The organism is Methylopila capsulata, from assembly GCF_016907975.1.
Classification (GTDB): domain Bacteria; phylum Pseudomonadota; class Alphaproteobacteria; order Rhizobiales; family Methylopilaceae; genus Methylopila; species Methylopila capsulata.
Genome location: NZ_JAFBCY010000005.1, coordinates 199,177 through 215,736 on the forward strand (window position 1 = coordinate 199,177; position 16,560 = coordinate 215,736).

Annotated in this window: 17 protein-coding genes; 12 read left to right on the top strand and 5 right to left on the bottom strand. The window is 70.8% G+C overall.

The features are described 5' to 3' along the window. Positions 1-17: 17 nt before the first annotated feature. Together JOD31_RS18890 and JOD31_RS18895 are read left to right on the top strand one after the other, a co-directional pair. On the top strand, positions 18-440 hold the full coding sequence (locus JOD31_RS18890) for a VOC family protein (RefSeq protein WP_204951983.1): 423 nt from the start codon (positions 18-20) through the stop codon (positions 438-440). Positions 441-454: 14 nt separating this feature from the next. Beyond that, positions 455-931, top strand: coding sequence for a VOC family protein (locus JOD31_RS18895; protein ID WP_204951984.1), 477 nt, complete (start codon positions 455-457; stop codon positions 929-931). 3 nt (positions 932-934) lie between these two features. Here JOD31_RS18895 and JOD31_RS18900 read toward each other — a convergent pair whose 3' ends face one another. Then, positions 935-1,684 carry an SRPBCC family protein gene (locus tag JOD31_RS18900; RefSeq protein WP_204951985.1) on the bottom strand — a complete coding sequence of 250 codons (750 nt, stop codon included), beginning with the start codon at positions 1,682-1,684 and terminating at the stop codon, positions 935-937. A gap of 154 nt (positions 1,685-1,838) precedes the next feature. Between JOD31_RS18900 and JOD31_RS18905 the strand changes: the two genes are divergently transcribed. The 4 genes from JOD31_RS18905 (at position 1,839) to JOD31_RS18920 (ending at position 6,658) form a co-directional block, all read left to right on the top strand. Next, on the top strand, positions 1,839-2,528 hold the full coding sequence (locus JOD31_RS18905; RefSeq protein ID WP_204951986.1) for a fumarylacetoacetate hydrolase family protein: 690 nt from the start codon (positions 1,839-1,841) through the stop codon (positions 2,526-2,528). Positions 2,529-2,623: 95 nt separating this feature from the next. Further along, positions 2,624-4,219: an inorganic phosphate transporter gene (locus tag JOD31_RS18910; protein ID WP_204951987.1), complete on the top strand. Its 1,596-nt coding sequence runs from the start codon at positions 2,624-2,626 to the stop codon at positions 4,217-4,219. 13 nt (positions 4,220-4,232) lie between these two features. Continuing rightward, entirely contained in the window at positions 4,233-5,216 is a 984-nt protein-coding gene (locus tag JOD31_RS18915; RefSeq protein WP_204951988.1) for a transporter, read from the top strand. A 125-nt stretch (positions 5,217-5,341) separates the two neighbouring features. After that, positions 5,342-6,658, top strand: coding sequence for an MFS transporter (locus JOD31_RS18920; RefSeq protein WP_204951989.1), 1,317 nt, complete (start codon positions 5,342-5,344; stop codon positions 6,656-6,658). Between the two features lie 4 nt (positions 6,659-6,662). Here the strand turns inward: JOD31_RS18920 and nth are convergent, their stop codons facing one another. After that, positions 6,663-7,439: an endonuclease III gene (nth, locus tag JOD31_RS18925; RefSeq protein ID WP_204951990.1), complete on the bottom strand. Its 777-nt coding sequence runs from the start codon at positions 7,437-7,439 to the stop codon at positions 6,663-6,665. A 20-nt stretch (positions 7,440-7,459) separates the two neighbouring features. On the opposite strand from nth, the gene JOD31_RS18930 reads away from it, so the two are divergent. After that, a complete protein-coding gene (locus JOD31_RS18930) occupies positions 7,460-7,978 on the top strand; it encodes a DUF2244 domain-containing protein (RefSeq protein WP_204951991.1) in 519 nt (172 codons plus the stop codon). A 42-nt stretch (positions 7,979-8,020) separates the two neighbouring features. Here JOD31_RS18930 and JOD31_RS18935 read toward each other — a convergent pair whose 3' ends face one another. The 3 genes from JOD31_RS18935 to dapB form a co-directional block, all read right to left on the bottom strand. Then, positions 8,021-9,091 carry a TraB/GumN family protein gene (locus tag JOD31_RS18935; protein ID WP_271206204.1) on the bottom strand — a complete coding sequence of 357 codons (1,071 nt, stop codon included), beginning with the start codon at positions 9,089-9,091 and terminating at the stop codon, positions 8,021-8,023. Between the two features lie 163 nt (positions 9,092-9,254). After that, a complete protein-coding gene (locus JOD31_RS18940) occupies positions 9,255-9,881 on the bottom strand; it encodes a 2,3-bisphosphoglycerate-dependent phosphoglycerate mutase (protein WP_204951992.1) in 627 nt (208 codons plus the stop codon). Between the two features lie 120 nt (positions 9,882-10,001). Next, positions 10,002-10,817, bottom strand: a complete 816-nt coding sequence (dapB, locus tag JOD31_RS18945; RefSeq protein ID WP_204951993.1) for a 4-hydroxy-tetrahydrodipicolinate reductase — start codon at positions 10,815-10,817, stop codon at positions 10,002-10,004. Between the two features lie 212 nt (positions 10,818-11,029). On the opposite strand from dapB, the gene JOD31_RS18950 reads away from it, so the two are divergent. From JOD31_RS18950 to ku, 5 genes are all read left to right on the top strand, one after another. Then, positions 11,030-12,058 carry a Fe(3+) ABC transporter substrate-binding protein gene (locus tag JOD31_RS18950; protein WP_204951994.1) on the top strand — a complete coding sequence of 343 codons (1,029 nt, stop codon included), beginning with the start codon at positions 11,030-11,032 and terminating at the stop codon, positions 12,056-12,058. A 13-nt stretch (positions 12,059-12,071) separates the two neighbouring features. Further along, a complete protein-coding gene (locus JOD31_RS18955) occupies positions 12,072-13,775 on the top strand; it encodes an ABC transporter permease (RefSeq protein WP_204951995.1) in 1,704 nt (567 codons plus the stop codon). 114 nt (positions 13,776-13,889) lie between these two features. Beyond that, positions 13,890-15,116, top strand: a complete 1,227-nt coding sequence (hemA, locus tag JOD31_RS18960; protein ID WP_204951996.1) for a 5-aminolevulinate synthase — start codon at positions 13,890-13,892, stop codon at positions 15,114-15,116. 43 nt (positions 15,117-15,159) lie between these two features. Next, positions 15,160-15,678: an RNA pyrophosphohydrolase gene (locus JOD31_RS18965; protein ID WP_204951997.1), complete on the top strand. Its 519-nt coding sequence runs from the start codon at positions 15,160-15,162 to the stop codon at positions 15,676-15,678. A 62-nt stretch (positions 15,679-15,740) separates the two neighbouring features. After that, on the top strand, positions 15,741-16,544 hold the full coding sequence (ku, locus tag JOD31_RS18970) for a non-homologous end joining protein Ku (protein ID WP_204951998.1): 804 nt from the start codon (positions 15,741-15,743) through the stop codon (positions 16,542-16,544). Positions 16,545-16,560: the final 16 nt, after the last annotated feature.

A 16,560-nucleotide genomic window follows, 5' to 3' on the forward strand; every position in this document is an offset into this window, starting at 1 on the left:
CCCGACAGGAGGCCGCGATGTCCAAGCTGATTTTCGTCAACCTGCCCGTGACCGACCTTGCCCGGTCGATCGCCTTCTACGAGGCGGTCGGCGCCCGGAAGAATCCGAACTTCTCCGACGACACCGCCGCCTGCATGGTCTTTTCCGAGACCATCCACGCCATGCTGCTGACGCACGACAAGTTTCGCCAGTTCACCTCGAAGCCGATCGTCGACGCCAAAGCGGCCTGCGAGGTGCTGATCTGCGTGTCGGAGGAGAGCCGCGCGGCGGTCGACGCCGCCGTCGAGACGGCAGTCGCCGCGGGCGGCGCGGCGGACCCGACCCCGACCCAGGACTACGGCGTCATGTACGGCCGCAGCTACGAGGACCCGGACGGCCACGTCTGGGAGGTGATGTGGATGGACCCGGCCGCCGCCGCGGGCGGCTCGCCCGCGGCCTGAGGGGGACGACGCGCATGAGCAAGATCTCGCCCTGTCTCTGGTTCGACGCCGATGCGGAGGAAGCCGCCGCCTTCTACGTCTCGCTCCTGCCGGATTCGCGGATCGACTACGTTCAGAAGAACGTGGTCGACACCCACGCCGGACCCGCCGACCGCACGCTCGTGGTGGCTTTCACGCTCGCGGGTTGCAGCTATCTCGGCCTGAACGGCGGCTCGCCGGCCGCCCATTCGCACGCCATGTCTCTGCATGTCGCCTGCGAGGACCAGGCGGAAATCGACCGGCTGTGGGAGGCGCTGCTCCAGGGCGGCGCGCCTCAGCGCTGCGGCTGGCTGAACGACCGTTGGGGCGTGCCGTGGCAGATCGCGCCCAAGCAGATGCCGGAACTTCTCGCCGACCCGGATACGGCCAAAGCCGCCCGCGTGATGCGGGCGATGATGGGCATGGTGAAGCTCGACATCGCCGCGCTCGAGGCGGCGCATAGGGGCGGGTGAGCGTCAGACCGGCGGCGGCGCCGCCAGCACGAAATGGTAGACGGCGAATCCGATCGCGATGACAACGGCCGCGACCAGCAGGATGCGGCCCACATGGCCGCTCGCGGAGACCGGCGCGGACGCGTCGACCGCGGCCGGCGCGGGCTCCGGCTCGGCCTGTTCCGACGGCTTCGCCTCGATCGCAGGCGGCGCGAACGGCGGCGGGGGCGGCGCGGCGACGTCAAGCGGAGGGGCCGCGACCGTCGGAGTGGGGCCGGCCGCCGGCTCCTCGTGGACGAGCGGCGGCGCGTCGGCCATAGGCGTCTCGGCGCCGCGGCTCTCGATCTCGCGGGCGAGGTTGGCGAAGAAGCTCTCCGCCATCTGCCGCGCGACGCCTACCACCACACGCGAGCCGAGCTGGGCGACCTTGCCGCCGACTTCGGCGTGGCCGTCGTAGGCGACGACGGTCTCGGCGCCCTCGGCGGTGAGCGTCACCTCTGCCTGGCCCTTGGCGAAGCCGGCGGCCCCGCCCGAGGCCTGGCCTGCGAGGGTGAACCGGTGCGGCGGCGCGGCGTCGAGCAGGGTGAAGGTCCCCGCGAACAGCGCCTTCACCGGCCCGACCTTGGCGGAGGCGGCGGTCTTCATCTCCTGGTCCGAAATCCGCTCCAGGCTCTCGCATCCCGGCACGCTCGCCCGCAGCGCGTCCGGGTCGTTGAGCGCCGCCCACACCGCGTCGCGCGGGGCGGAAAGCCGGTAAGACCCTGAAAGCTCCATGGAACGCTGACCTGACGGAAGTTGGAGACGGGGCGGACAATATTGCGCGCAAGGGCGTCCGGTCCAGTCGCCCCGCGCTCTTGCGGCGCGCGGCCGGAGGCGCATTGTGGCGCAGCCCGCCGCGGACGCGCGGCACGGATCCCAGGATTGGCTCATGACGTCGTATGTGTTCGCGCCCCCGCCCCAGGCCGCCGTCGCGGTCAAGGGTACGTCCGCCCTGTTCCCCGCGCGCCGGGTCTACTGCATCGGGCGCAACTACGCCGCCCACGCCATCGAGATGGGCCACGATCCAAACCGCGAGCCGCCGTTCTTCTTCCTGAAGACGCCGGACGCGCTGCTGCCCACCGGCCGGACATTTCCCTACCCGCCCGGCACCTCCGACCTGCATTACGAGATCGAGATGGTGGTCGCCCTCGGCAAAGGCGGCCGCGACGTTCCGGAGGCCGAGGCGCTCGACCTCGTGTTCGGCTACGGCGTCGGCATCGACTTCACCCGCCGCGACCTCCAGGCGGAGGCGAAGAAGCTCGCCCGGCCGTGGGAGATCGGCAAGGCCTTCGACCACGCCGCGCCCTGCGGCCCGATCGCGCCGGCGTCCGAGATCGGCCACCCCGCCCGCGGCGCGGTGACCCTCGACGTCAACGGCGAGCGCCGCCAGACCGGCGACCTCGACCAGATGATCTGGAAGACGCCGGAGATGATCGCCTACCTCTCGCGCTACTTCGAGCTCGCAGCCGGCGACCTGATCTTCTCCGGCACGCCCTCCGGCGTCGGCGCGGTGGTGAAGGGCGACACGCTCGAAGGCCGCGTCGAGGGCGTCGGCGAGATCGTCGTGACGGTCGGTTGACCACGTTCACGCAACCGTCTCACGAAAGCGTTACCTGAAGCGCCCCAGGGCGGACCACGGCAAGAGCGTGAACGGCCGCCGATCGAGAGGCCTTCATGTCCGACGCGTCACCCCTGAGCATCGCCCCATCGGAACGCGCGCCGTCCCGATGGATCCCGGTCGCCGTCTTCACCGCCGCGCTCGGCGCCGGCGTCGTCTACTCCGGCGCGAGCCTGCTGCACGACCTGCAGGCCGCGCCGCTCGGCTCGTGGCTGCCCTACGCCCTGCTCGGGCTCGCGCTTCTGATCGCGCTCGGCTTCGAGTTCGTGAACGGCTTCCACGACACCGCAAACGCCGTCGCGACCGTGATCTACACGCACTCGCTGAAGCCGAACACGGCGGTGATGTGGTCCGGCCTCTGGAACTTCCTCGGCGTGCTCACCTCGTCCGGCGCGGTCGCCTTCGGCATCGTCTCGCTGCTCCCGGTGGAGCTGATCCTGCAGGTCGGCAGCGACGCCGGCTTCGCGATGGTGTTCGCGCTGCTGATCGCCGCCATCATCTGGAACCTCGGCACCTGGTGGTTCGGGCTTCCGTCCTCGTCCTCGCACACGCTGATCGGCTCGATCATCGGCGTCGGCCTGATGAACCAGTGGATGGCGCCGACCGCGAGCGGCACCTCGGGCGTCGACTGGACCCAGGCCGCCGGCATCGGTCGTGCGCTGTTGCTGTCGCCGCTGATCGGCTTCGGCGCCGCGGCGCTCCTCCTGCTCGCCATGAAGGTGCTCGTGAAGCGGCCGGAGCTCTACGAGGCGCCCAAGGGCTCGGCTCCGCCGCCGCTCTGGATCCGCGGCCTGCTGGTGCTGACCTGCACGGGCGTGAGCTTCGCCCACGGCTCCAACGACGGGCAGAAGGGCATGGGCCTCATCATGCTCATCCTGATCGGCGTGGTTCCGACCGCCTATGCGCTGAACCGCGCCGTCGAGCCGAGCCACATCGCGGCCTTCACGGCCAACTCCGAGAAGGCGAACGCGGCGCTCGCCGCCCATGCGGACGGCGCGCCGCGCTTCGCCGGCGATCCCGCCAAGGCGGTGACCGCCTTCGTGGCGAGCCGGACGCTGAGCCCGGAAACTGTGCCGGCCCTGCAGGCGCTGATCGCCGGGACCGCGAAGGAAGTGACCGGCTACGGCTCGATGTCGGCGGTGCCGCCGTCCGAGGTAAAGAACGTCCGCAACGACATGTACCTCGCATCCGAGGCGCTCCGGATCATCGAGAAGACGAAGCAGCCGGCGATGTCGGCCGACGAGACGGCCGCGCTGTCCGCCTACAAGGCGTCGCTCGACGAGGGCACCAAGTTCATCCCGACCTGGGTCAAGGTGGCGGTCGCGATCGCGCTCGGCCTCGGCACCATGGTGGGCTGGAAGCGCATCGTCGTCACCGTCGGCGAGAAGATCGGCAAGACCCACCTGACCTACGCCCAGGGCGCCTCCGCCGAGTTGGTGGCGATGGCGACGATCGGCGCGGCGGACGTCTACGGCTTGCCCGTCAGCACCACACACGTGCTGTCCTCCGGCGTCGCCGGAACCATGGCGGCGAACCGGTCCGGCCTGCAGCTCTCGACCATCCGCAATCTGGCGATGGCCTGGATCCTGACGCTGCCGGTCTCGATCGCGCTCGCGGGCGCGCTGTTCTGGATCTTGCGGCACGTCTTCTGATACGCCGGTCGCAATGCTTGCGATCGACGACAAACGGCTGATCTACGGCGCCCGGACCACAGGTTCGGGCGAGACCGTCAAGCTCGGCTGGGATGACGTGGATTCCGCGCTGGCGGCGCCCGACGGCTTCGTCTGGCTGCATCTCAACGCCTCCGACGCGCGCGTCCAGGCCTGGCTCGCGGACTGCCCCCACCTGCCGGAGGACGCCCGCGAGACGCTGCTCGGCACCGACCGGCATCTCCGGATCGAGGCGAGCTCCGACGGCGTCATGGGAGTCGTCGGCGATCTCCACCACGATTTCGCGGACGATCCGACCCGCGTCGGCACGCTGCGCATCTTTTTCGACGACCGCCGCTTCGTGACCTCGCGGCGCAACCCGCTGCGGGCCGTCGACCGCCTGCGCCACTCGGTCGAGAAGGGCGAGTGCGAGCGTCGCCCCGTGCCGCTGCTGGCGGAGCTGCTGCACCACCTGTCCGACGCCTTCGCCGGCGTGCTGGTGGAGGCGACCGAGGACCTCGACGACTTCGAGGCCGAGGTCCTCGCCGACCGGGTGCGCGACGGCGGAACGCAGCTCGGGCGCGTCCGCCGGACGCTGGCGCACGTGCGCCGCCACCTCGGGCCGCAGCGCATCGCCCTCGGGGGCCTGCTCGCACGGCTGCCGTCCTGGACCACGCCCGACGACGCGACGGAGCTGCGCAACGCCGTGGCGCGGCTCGACGCCGTCGGCCACGACCTCGACCTCGCCCAGGACCGCGCCCGCCAGCTCCAGGACGAGCGCGGCGCCCGGCTCGCCGAGATCACCAACCGCAACCTCTATGTGCTCTCGATCTTCACCGCGGTCTTCCTGCCCATGACGCTCGTCACCGGCGTGTTCGGCATGAACGTCGCGGGCCTGCCGGGCGTGGACAACCCGCACGGCTTCCTCTGGACGCTGCTGCTGATGGCCGCGACCGGCCTCGGGACGCTCGTCGTGCTGCGGCTCTCACGCATCGTCTGACGAAGGCGCCAGGCGGAAACGATTGTGCATCTTGAGCCGGAGAGGTAAGGACGCGCCTTCCGCCGTACGCTCCCACGTTTCCAGCGCGCGATGTCTTGCGCGCCCGAAGTCGAAAGCCTCCGCCCGTGACGTCGTCGCCCGCTCCCCGCAACTCCCCCGCCCGCGTGCTGTTCGCGAGCCTGATCGGCACGACGATCGAATTCTTCGACTTCTACATCTATGCGACAGCCGCGGTGCTGGTGTTCCCCAAGCTGTTCTTCCCGACCAGCGACCCGACCTCCGCGGTGCTGCAGTCGTTCGCGACCTTCGCGATCGCGTTCTTCGCGCGGCCGGTGGGCGCCGCGATCTTCGGCCACTTCGGCGACCGCATCGGCCGCAAGGCGACGCTCGTCGCGGCGCTGATGCTGATGGGCCTCTCCACCGTCGCGATCGGCCTGCTGCCGACCTACGCCGCGATCGGCGTGGCGGCGCCGCTGCTGCTCGCGGTCTGCCGGCTCGGACAGGGCCTCGGCCTTGGCGGCGAATGGGGCGGCGCGGTGCTGCTCGCGACCGAGAACGCCCCTCCCGGCAAGGCCGCGTGGTACGGCATGTTCCCCCAGCTCGGCGCGCCGATCGGCTTCATCTGTTCCGCCGCGAGCTTCCTCGCGCTCGACGCCTTCCTCACCGACGAGCAGTTCTTCTCCTTCGGCTGGCGCATTCCCTTCGTCGCGAGCGCGCTGCTGGTCTTCGTCGGGCTCTACGTGCGCCTCAAGATCCACGAGACGCCCGCGTTCCAGAAGGCGCTCGACAAGCAGGAACGTGTGCGCGTGCCCATGCTGACCGTGCTGAAGGACCACACCGGCACGCTGGTCCTCGGGACGCTCGGCGCCACGGCGACCTTCACGATCTTCTACCTGATGACCGTGTTCGCGCTGAGCTGGGGCACCTCGGAGCTGCACTTCACGCGCGGAACCTTCCTGCCGCTGCAGATGGTCGGCATGGTGGTGTTCGCGCTCACCATCCCGCTCGCGGCCAAGATCGCGGACCGGGTCGGCCGCGACGTCGCGCTGATCGCGGCGACGGCCGCCATCTTCCTGTTCGGCTTCGCCTTCGAGCCGCTGTTCACCGAAGGCCACGTGCTGCTGGTGACGCTGTTCCTGTCGATCGGCCTCGGGCTGATGGGCTGCACCTACGGGCCGCTGGGCGCCGCTCTGGCCGAGCTGTTCCCGACCTCCGTGCGCTACACCGGCGCCTCGCTGACCTTCAACCTCGCCGGCATCCTCGGCGCCTCGCCCGCGCCTTACGTCGCGACCTACCTCGCCAAGACCTATGGGCTGGCCGCGGTCGGCTGGTACCTGTCGGCGATGGCGGCGATGACCGGCCTCGCGCTGATCGCGGTCGCCCGGCGCTCCCGCCGGGGCGCGGCTGCGCTTGCGGCGGAGGCTGCGGCGGTCGCGCGCTGAACGATCAGCCGGGTCCGGGGGTCTTCGGCTCGAACGGGCACAGGTCCTCGATCAGGCAGCGGAAGCAGTCCGGCTTGCGGGCCTTGCAGACGTAGCGGCCGTGCAGGATCAGCCAGTGGTGGGCGTGCCGGCGGTAGGCGTCGGGCACGGCGGCCTCGAGCCCGAGCTCGACCTCCAGCGGCGTCTTGCCGGGCGCAAGCCGGGTGCGGTTGCCGACGCGGAACAGGTGGGTGTCGACCGCGATCGTCGGCTCCCCGAAGGCGGTGTTCATCACCACGTTCGCGGTTTTCCGGCCGACGCCCGGCAGCAGCTCCAGCGCGGCGCGCGACGGCGGCACCGCCCCGCCGTGCTCCGCGATCAGCCGCTCGGACAGCGCGATGACGTTCTTCGCCTTGGTGCGGAACAGGCCGATGGTGCGGATGTGCTCGCGCACCCGCTCCTCGCCGAGGGCCACCATGGCCTCGGGCGTCGCGGCCTCGGCGTAGAGCCGACGCGTCGCCTTGTTGACGCCGACGTCGGTGGCCTGCGCGGACAGCACGACGGCCACGAGCAGCGTGTAGGGGTCGACATACTCGAGCTCGCCCTTGGGCTCGGGGTCGCGCGCATGGAAGCGACGAAAGATTTCCTCGACGACGGCCGGCGGCAGGCGCTTTGCGCGCCCCGGCTTCGACGTCTTCACAGCGCCGGTCTTGGCGCCACCGGCTTTGACCCGCGACTTCGCCGGAGCGGCGTCGGGCGCAGGTTTCGGAGAGGCGGCGGCGGACGGCTGGCGGGGCGGCATCCCCGCGTTATACTGAAGCCATGACGCCGGACGCCAGATCGTATCGCGCGGTCGAAGACCCGGTCTTCGACGCCGAGATCACGCCGCACCGCTCGCTCGGTCCGCGCGGCTTCGCGATCCTCATGGCCGCGTTCGGGACGGCGTCGCTTCTGCTCAGCATCCCCTTCTTCCTGATCGGCGCCTGGCCGGTGGTCGGCTTCTTCGGCCTCGACGTCGCCCTGCTATGGCTCGCCTTCCGCATGAGCTTCACCGAGGGGCGCGCCTGCGAGAAGATCGTGCTCACCTACCTCGAGCTCGTCGTCCGCCGGGTCACGCCTAAGGGCGTCGCCCAGGAGTGGCGGTTCAACCCATCCTGGGTGCGGCTCGAAAGCGAGACGGACGCCGACTTCGGCATGACGCGGCTCGCCGTGCGCTCCCGGGAAGCGTCGATCGACGTCGCCCGCGCGCTGTCGCCGCACGAGCGCGCCGAGTTCGCCGACGCCTTCGGCGCGGCGCTCGCCGCCGCCAAGGCCGGTCCCCACTTCGCCGACGAGCGCTGAGCCGCGCCGTCGCGACTGACGCGCGTCATTTCCCTAGGCCGGTCACCAGATCCGCGTGACCATAAAGCCGGAGCTTCGGATCATCTCGACGAGGCCGTTCGGTCCCGGCAGGTGCAGCGCGCCGACCGCGAGGAAGGCGTCGCCGTCGGAGATGATCGGCAGCGCCCGCTGCAGCATGGTGACGTTGCGGCGGGTGATGAAGGCGGAGAGGAAGTCGGCGTAGCCGTCGGCGTCGAACATCCCCGCCCAGGCGGGCCCGCGCATGGCGAGCAGGTAACCGATCCGCCGGGTCTGGTAGAGGCCGGTGATCGTGCTCTCGATGTCTTCGGGGCGCGTGTTGCGCTCGGCGGCGTCCCGCAGCATCCGCAGGGCGACGCCGTCCGGCACCGAGGCCAGCGCGTCCACCTGCTCGATCGGCGTCTCCAAGGCCACAACCTCGGCGCCCTGTTCGTGCGCCATCCGCTCGATCCGAGCGTCGGCGGTCTCGGGGTCCGAGCGCTGGATCGGCGCCGCGCAGTTCGAGCGTGACAGGGCGAGCGCCAGGTACCAGGGGTTCAGCTGGTTCGCGACCGAGGCGGGGATGCCCGCGCGGGCGACGCGCGCCTCGACCGCCGGGCGGACGTGTTCGGGCAGCAGGCGCAGCGTGTCGCCGCCGGGGCGGAACGAGCGGTTGGCCACCAGCCGGCGCAGCTCGGAGGCGACGCGCTTCGTGCTTGCGCCCGGTAGCTCGATCGCGACGACGTGGGAGCGCGCAAGCGCCCGCAGCACGAGATCGTCGAACTGCTTCGCCTGATCGTCGGACGAATGCATCGTGCCGAAGAGATAGGAGACCTTGGCGCCCGGCCGCTCGACCCGCCACAGCAGCCCCTGGCCGTTGACGACGCCGCGCGCCGCGCCTTCGAAAGTCTCGAAGCCGTCGGGGTCGCTCGCCTGAAGCGACTTGACGAGATCGACGCCGGAGCACGGCTCAAGCTGGGTCGCGGCGCTCGTCAGAGCCCGCGCCGCATCGCCCGATCGCACCGAACCGACGTCCGGCGCGGCCTCGTCGGCCCGCGCGGACGACGTGAGAAGGACGCCCGCGACGAGGACGAACGCTGCGGTCGCGGCCCTCACGCTGCGCGCGAGACCCGCCGAGCCAACTGAAACTTCGAGCCGAGCAGCCGAAGACGACGTCGCCATGACGGTAGGATGGGGCGCCGTTCACCCCACGCCAATCACTTCTTTGCTGGCGCAGACCAGCTCCGACGTTTTCGACGGCCGTCGGCGCGCGGACGCCTCAGAGGCCGGCGCCGAGATCCTTCACCGACGCGATCGTGGAGTCGGCGTTCATGTCGTAGATGATCGGGGCGGCGGTGAAGAGCTCACGCTGCAGCAGCGCGTCCGGCGTCAGGCGCTCGAGCACCATGATCAGCGCCCGCAACGAGTTGCCGTGGGCGGTGACCAGCGTCTGCTCGCCGTTCAGCACCCGCGGCAGGATCTGGGCGACGAAGTAGGGCAGCGTGCGGGCGACAGTGTCGCGCAACGACTCGCCGCCGGGCGGCGGCACGTCGTAGGAGCGGCGCCACATCAGCACCTTCTGCTCGCCCCAGGTCTTCCGGGCGTCGTCCTTGTTGAGGCCGGTCAGCTCGCCATAGTCGCGCTCGTTCAGCGCGGCGTCCTCGATCACCGGCACGGCGCGGCCGCCGAGTTCGGCGAGAATGAGCTGGTTGGTGCGCTGGGCGCGCTGAAGCTTGGAGGTGAAGGCGACGTCGAACGTCACTCCCGCCGCCTTCAGCCTGCGCCCGGCCGCGCTCGCCTCGGCGAGGCCGCGTTCCGTGAGCCCCGGATCCTTCCACCCTGTGAAGAGATTCTTGAGGTTCCACTCGCTCTGGCCATGACGCACGAGCACGAGTCGACGTTGCATGCGAGAGAGCTCCTGGGGCTGTCGGCCTGCCGGTCGGCGGGGCTGCGGGAGGGCCGCTTGAGGCGTCGTGGGACCCTTTAGCGCACCCCTTCGACCTTTGCACGAAGCTTTCGCGCGGCTTCAGTCCCGCTGAAGGCCGAGGACGTCCGCCATCGAATAATGCCCGGGCTTGCGCCCGAAGCCCCACAGCGCCGCCTTCACGGCGCCGCGGGCGAAGATCATGCGGTCCTCGGCGCGGTGGACCAGCTCCACCCGTTCGCCGGCGCCGGCGAGGATCACCGTGTGCTCGCCGACGACGGAGCCGCCGCGGAGCGTGGCGAAGCCGATCGCGCCCTCCGCCCGCGGCCCGGTGTGGCCGTCGCGCACGCGCACCGACGCGTCCTTCAGCGCGACCTCGCGGCCCTCGGCCGCCGCTTCGCCCAACAGCAGCGCCGTGCCGGACGGCGCGTCGACCTTGGCGCGGTGATGCATCTCCAGGACCTCGATGTCCCAGTCCGGCCCAAGCGCCCGCGCCGCCTGCCGCACGAGGGCGGCCAGCAGGTTCACGCCGAGGCTCATGTTGCCCGAACGCACGACCACCGCGTGGCGGGCGACGGCGTCGAGCCGATCGAGGTCGGTCTCCGACAGGCCGGTAGTGCCGACCACGTGGACGATCCGCGCCTGCGCCGCGAGCTCGGCGATGGCGACGGTGGCCGCCGGGGCCGTGAAGTCCACAACGCCGTCGGCATGGGCCACCAGCGGCAGAGGATCGTCGGTGACGCGCACGCCGAGCGGGCCGAGGCCGGCCAGTTCCCCCGCGTCCGCGCCGAGATGGGCCGAGCCCTCGCGCTCCAGCGCGCCGGCGAGCGTCACGCCCTCGATCTCGGCGATCGCCCGGGTCAGCGCTCGGCCCATGCGGCCGGAGGCTCCGAGGACGATGAGGCGCATGTCGGTCATGGGCGGGCTCCTCGGGGCAGGACGGAACGGCTGGGCGGCGGCCGCTATAGCATCCGGAACGGGCGGAGGCGACCGCGGCGCAGGAATTGCGTTGAATTGCTCTAATTCCAGACTTTTGAACTCTTCGCGACGACGTTGACCGTCCGCCGCGCAGGGTCCTACCAGAACCCTGCCGCTCCGCAGAGACGCGGCCGCTCCGGGGGACCGACGTCATGACCGCATCTTTCAAGGCCGCCGCTTTCGCCGCTTTCGCTTCGCTTGGGCTGGCCCTGCCGGCCGCCGCCGCCGAGGTCAACGTCTACACCACCCGCGAGCCCGGCCTGATCCAGCCGCTGCTCGACGCTTACGCCGAGAAGGCTGGCGTCAAGGTCAACACTGTCTTCGTCAAGGAGGGTCTCGCCGAGCGCGTGGCGGCGGAGGGCGAGAACTCGCCGGCCGACATCCTGATGACGGTCGATTTCGGCAACCTGATCGACCTGGTCGACCGGGGCCTGACGCAGCCGACGACGTCCGCCGCGATTGAGGCCGCGGTGCCCGCGAGCTTGCGCGACGCCAACGGCCAATGGACGGCGCTCTCGCTCCGCGCGCGCGTTCTGTATGTCTCGAAGGACCGCCTGCCGGACCTCAAGGCGATGACCTACGAGGACCTCGCCGACCCGAAGTGGAAAGGCAAGGTCTGCATCCGTTCGGGTCAGCACCCCTACAACACCTCGCTGATCGCCGCGGTGATCGCGAAGGACGGCCGCGACGCCGCCAAGACCTGGTTGACGGGCCTCAAGGCGAACCTCGCCCGCAAGGCGAGCGGCGGCGACCGCGAGGGCGCCCGCGACGTGCTCGCCGGGCTCTGCGACGTGGCGATCGGCAATTCGTACTACGTCGGGCTGATGCGTTCGGGCAAAGGCGGTCCTGACCAGCAGAAGTGGGCCGAGGCGATCAACGTCGTGCTGCCGACCTTCGCCAAGAGCGGCGGCACCCACGTCAACGTCTCGGGCGCGGCGGTCGCGAAGAACGCGCCGAACAAGGAGCAGGCCGTGAAGCTGCTCGAGTTCCTGGTCTCCGACGAGGCGCAGGGCCTCTACGCCAAGGCGAACTTCGAATACCCGGTGAAGCCCGGCGCGCCGGTCGATCCGATCCTCGCCTCGTTCGGAGAACTGAAGGTCGACGACGCCTCGCTCGCCGAGATCTCTAAGAACCGCAAGGCCGCCTCCGCCCTGGTCGACGAGGTCGGCTTCGACGGCTGAGCCGACCACGGCGGTGACGCTCGCGGCCGAGACGTCGCCGCGCCTGAACCGCCCGCCTCGCGACGGCGGCCGCTGGCTTGCGGCCGGCGTCGTGATCGCGTGCCTGACGCTGGCGCCGGTCGCGGGGCTCATCGGGCTTGCGTCCCGCGGCTCCGGCGATCTCTGGCCGCACCTCACGGCCTACGTGCTTCCACGGGCGGCCTGGGAAACGCTGCAACTGCTCGCGGGAGTCGGCCTCGTCACCACCGTCGTCGGGGTCGGAACCGCCTGGCTGGTCGTCGCCTACCGCTTTCCCGGCCGCAAACTGTTCGAGTGGGCGCTGCTGCTGCCGCTCGCGATGCCGACCTACATCGCGGCCTTCGCCTACCTCGACCTGACGCACCCGATCGGCCCGGTCCAGACGACGCTGCGCGCCCTGCTCGGGATCACGGACGTTCGGGGCCTGTGGTTCCCAGAGATCCGCTCCATGGGCGGCTGCGTCCTGCTGCTCGGCGCTGTGCTCTATCCCTATGTCTACCTGACGACCCGCGGGCTGTTCCTGATGCAGTCCTCTGCGGCGCTGGAGGCGGCGCGCACGCTCGGCGCCGGCGGCCTGCGAACCTTCCTCACCGTCGCGTTGCCGCTCGCCCGTCCCGCCATCGCGGTCGGCGTGTCGCTCGCGCTGATGGAGGCGCTGAACGACATCGGCGCCGCCGAGTTTCTGGGCGTGCGCACCTTCACGGTCGCGATCTATTCCACCTGGGTGAACCGCTCCAGCGTCGAGGGGGCGGCGCAGATCGCGCTCGTGATGATCGCGCTGGTGCTGGCGCTGGTGGCCTTGGAGCGCTGGGCGCGCCGCCGCCAGGGGGTCGCCGGCGAGGCGCGCGCCGCCCGCCGCAGCGAACCGCGCGACCTCGGGCCCCTCGGCCAGACCGGCTGCGTGCTCGCCTGCGCCGCGCCGATCGCGCTCGGCTTCGCGGCGCCGGCGGCCTACCTCGCCCACGCCGCCGCCGTTCGCATCGCCGCCTTCGGCGTGCCGCCGCAGATCTATGGCGAGATCGCGCGCACCCTCGGCTTCGCGCTGGTCGCGACCGCGATCGCCGCCGCCCTCGGGCTCGTCCTCGCCTACGCCGCTCGCGTGCGGCGGGGCCTTCCGGCGCGGGCGGCGCAGATCGCCGCCGGCGTCGGCTACGCCATGCCGGGCACGGTGCTGGCGGTCGGGCTGCTGACGCCGCTCGCGGGCTTCGACAACATGGTCGACGGCGTCGCGCGGCAGGCGCTTGGGATCTCGACCGGGCTGTTGATCTCGGGGTCCGGCGCCGCGCTGATCTTCGCCTATGTCGTGCGCTTCCTCGCGATCCCCTCCGGCGGCGTCGACGCCGGCCTCGCCAAGATCCCGCTGTCGCTGGACCACGCCGCCCGGACGCTCGGCGCGCGGCCGGCGGGGGTCGCCCGGGCGCTCCACCTGCCGCTCGCCGCGCCGGCGCTTGGGGCCGCCGCGCTGCTGGTGTTCGTGGACTGCATGAAAGAGTTGTCCGCGACGCTCTTGCTTCGCCCCCTGAACTTCGAGACCTTGGCGACCCATGTCTACGGCGAGGCGTCGCGCGGGACCTACGAGAGCGGCGCGGTCGCCGCCCTCGCCATCGTTCTCGTGGGCCTCGCCCCTGTCGCCCTCATCGCCCGGGCCTCATCCCGGAACCGACCAGCCTTCGCCGAAAAGCTGGCCGTCGCCCCCTAAGGACAATCCCGGAGTTGACCTGACGCCCAGCGCGACGTTCTGTCGCTCAGGGTCCTTCGAACGACGACATCACGGGTTCGAACGATTATGACCTGTCGGCGAAAAGAGAGGCCGATGAACTACGACGACGTCTTCCGTCACGCGGTCGAGCAGCTTCACCTTGAGAAGCGCTATCGCGTTTTCGCCGATCTCGAACGCCGCGCGGGCGACTTCCCGCACGCGACGTGGCACGCGGCCGACGGCCCGCGCGACGTCGTGATGTGGTGCTCCAACGACTATCTCGGCATGGGCCAGCACCCCAAGGTGCTCACCGCCATGACCGAGACGGTCAACCGGCTCGGCGCCGGCGCCGGCGGCACGCGCAACATCGCCGGCACCAACCACCCGCTCGTGATGCTAGAGCATGAGCTTGCCGATCTCCACGGCAAGGAGGCCGGGCTGGTGTTCTCCTCCGGCTACGTCTCGAACGAGGCCGGCATCTCGACCATCGCCCGGCTGTTGCCGGACTGCGTGATCCTCTCCGACGCGCTGAACCACGCCTCGATGATCGCGGGCGTGCGCGGCTCGGGCTGCGACAAGAAGATCTTCGCCCACAACGACGCCGAAGACCTCGAGCGCCTGCTGAAAGAGGCCGGCGACCGGCCGAAGCTGATCGCCTTCGAGAGCGTCTACTCGATGGATGGCGACATCGCGCCCATCAAGGCGTTCTGCGACCTCGCCGACCGCTACGGCGCCATGACCTATCTCGACGAGGTCCATGCGGTCGGCATGTACGGCCCGCGCGGCGCCGGCATCGCCGAGCGCGAGGGCGTCATGGACCGGATCGACGTGATCGAGGGCACGCTCGCCAAGGCCTTCGGCGTGATCGGCGGCTATATCACCGGCACGCGTTCGCTGATCGACGCGGTGCGTTCCTACGCGCCCGGCTTCATCTTCACCACCGCCATGCCGCCGGCGATCGCCGCCGCGGCGCGGGCCTCGGTCGCCCATCTCAAGACGTCGCAGAGCGAGCGTGACCGGCACCAGGCCCAGGCCGCGCGCACCAAGGCCGCGCTCGCCGACCGCGGCCTGCCGGTGATGGACTCCGAGACGCACATCGTGCCGGTGTTCGTGGGGTGCCCCGAGAAGGCGAAGGCCGCCACCGACATGCTGCTGGCCGAGCACGGCATCTACATCCAGCCCATCAACTACCCCACCGTGCCCCGCGGCGCCGAGCGGCTGCGCATCACCCCGACGCCGTTCCACGACGACGCGCTGGTGGCGAAGCTCGCCCGCGCGCTGGACGCGGTGTGGACCAAGCTCGATCTTCCGCGCCGCCCGATCGCCCAGGCCGCCGAATAAGGCGGCGCCGGCGGGCGGGGACAAGGCGGCGCTTCCACGAGGCATGCCCCTGAGCGACGCCGCCGCCCTGCCCTATCGCCCCAATGTCGGCGTCGCGCTGTTCGACGCGCGCGGCCGCGTGCTGATCGCCCGGCGCATCGGCGACGACGGCCCGGAGGTGCTGGTCCCCGGCTGTGAATGGCAGATGCCCCAGGGCGGGATCGACCCCGACGAGGACATCGAAGCCGCGGCGCGGCGTGAGCTGTTCGAGGAGACCGGGGTGCGCAGCGCCTCCCTCATCGGCGCGCATCCCGCGTGGCTGACCTACGATTTTCCGCGCTACGACGGCCCGCCCCACAAGCTCGCGGCCTTCCGCGGCCAGCGCCAGCGCTGGTTCGCCATGCGCTTCCAGGGCGTGGAAGGCGAGATCGATCTCGCCCCGGCCGACGCCGGCGCCGAGCCGGAGTTTTCGGAGTGGCGCTGGGAACGTCTGGACCGGCTCCCGGCGATGGTCGTGCCCTACAAGCGCGCGATCTATCTGGAGGTCGCGCGCGCCTTCGCGCCCTTCGCCGAAGGCGGCTGAACAAAGCGGGGAACCGCAACGCCCGCAGGGCTGTTCTCCTCCCGCGAAGAGGGGACTGCACGATGGCCGGACGGGCGTTCTGGAAGGGATATCTCAAGCTCTCGCTCGTCACCTGCCCGGTGGCGATGACGCCAGCGACCTCCGAGAGCGAGAAGGTGCGTTTCCACACCCTGAGCCGCGCCACCGGAGCGCGCGTGGTCAGCGAATACGTCGACTCGGTCACGGGCGATCCCGTCGAGCGCGAGGACGAGGTCAAGGGCTACCCGCGCGGCGAGGACGACCACGTCCTGCTGGAGGACGAGGAGCTCGACGCGGTCGCCCTCGACACGACCCACACCATCGACGTCGAGATGTTCGCGCCCGCCGATTCCGTCGGCTGGATCTGGTACGACAAGCCGCATTACCTCGTCCCCGACGACAAGGTCGGAGAGGAGGCCTTCTCCGTGATCCGCGAGGCCATGGCCGCGACCGGCATGGTCGGGATTTCGCGGCTCGTGCTCTACCGCCGCGAGCGCGCCGTGCTGCTGGAGCCGCGCGGCAAGGGCATCGTGCTCTGGACCCTGCGCTACGGCGACGAGGTGCGCGATCCGGAGGACTATTTCGGCGGCCTGGAGACCGACAAGCCCGACCCGAAGCTGATGACCCTGGTCACCTCGCTGATCGAGGAGCGCACCAAGCCGTGGTCGCCCAAGATGGTGGACGATCCGGTGCAGGCCCGCCTGCTGGAACTGATCGCCTCGCGGAAAAAGGGGCGGAAGACCAAGCCGAAGGCGAAGGCCGAGGAGCCCGCCGAGACCGGCAAGGTCATCAGCATCATGGACGCGCTCAGGAAGAGCCTCGCGAAGGAGAGCGGCGGGAAGCGGTGAGCCTCACGGCTGCGGC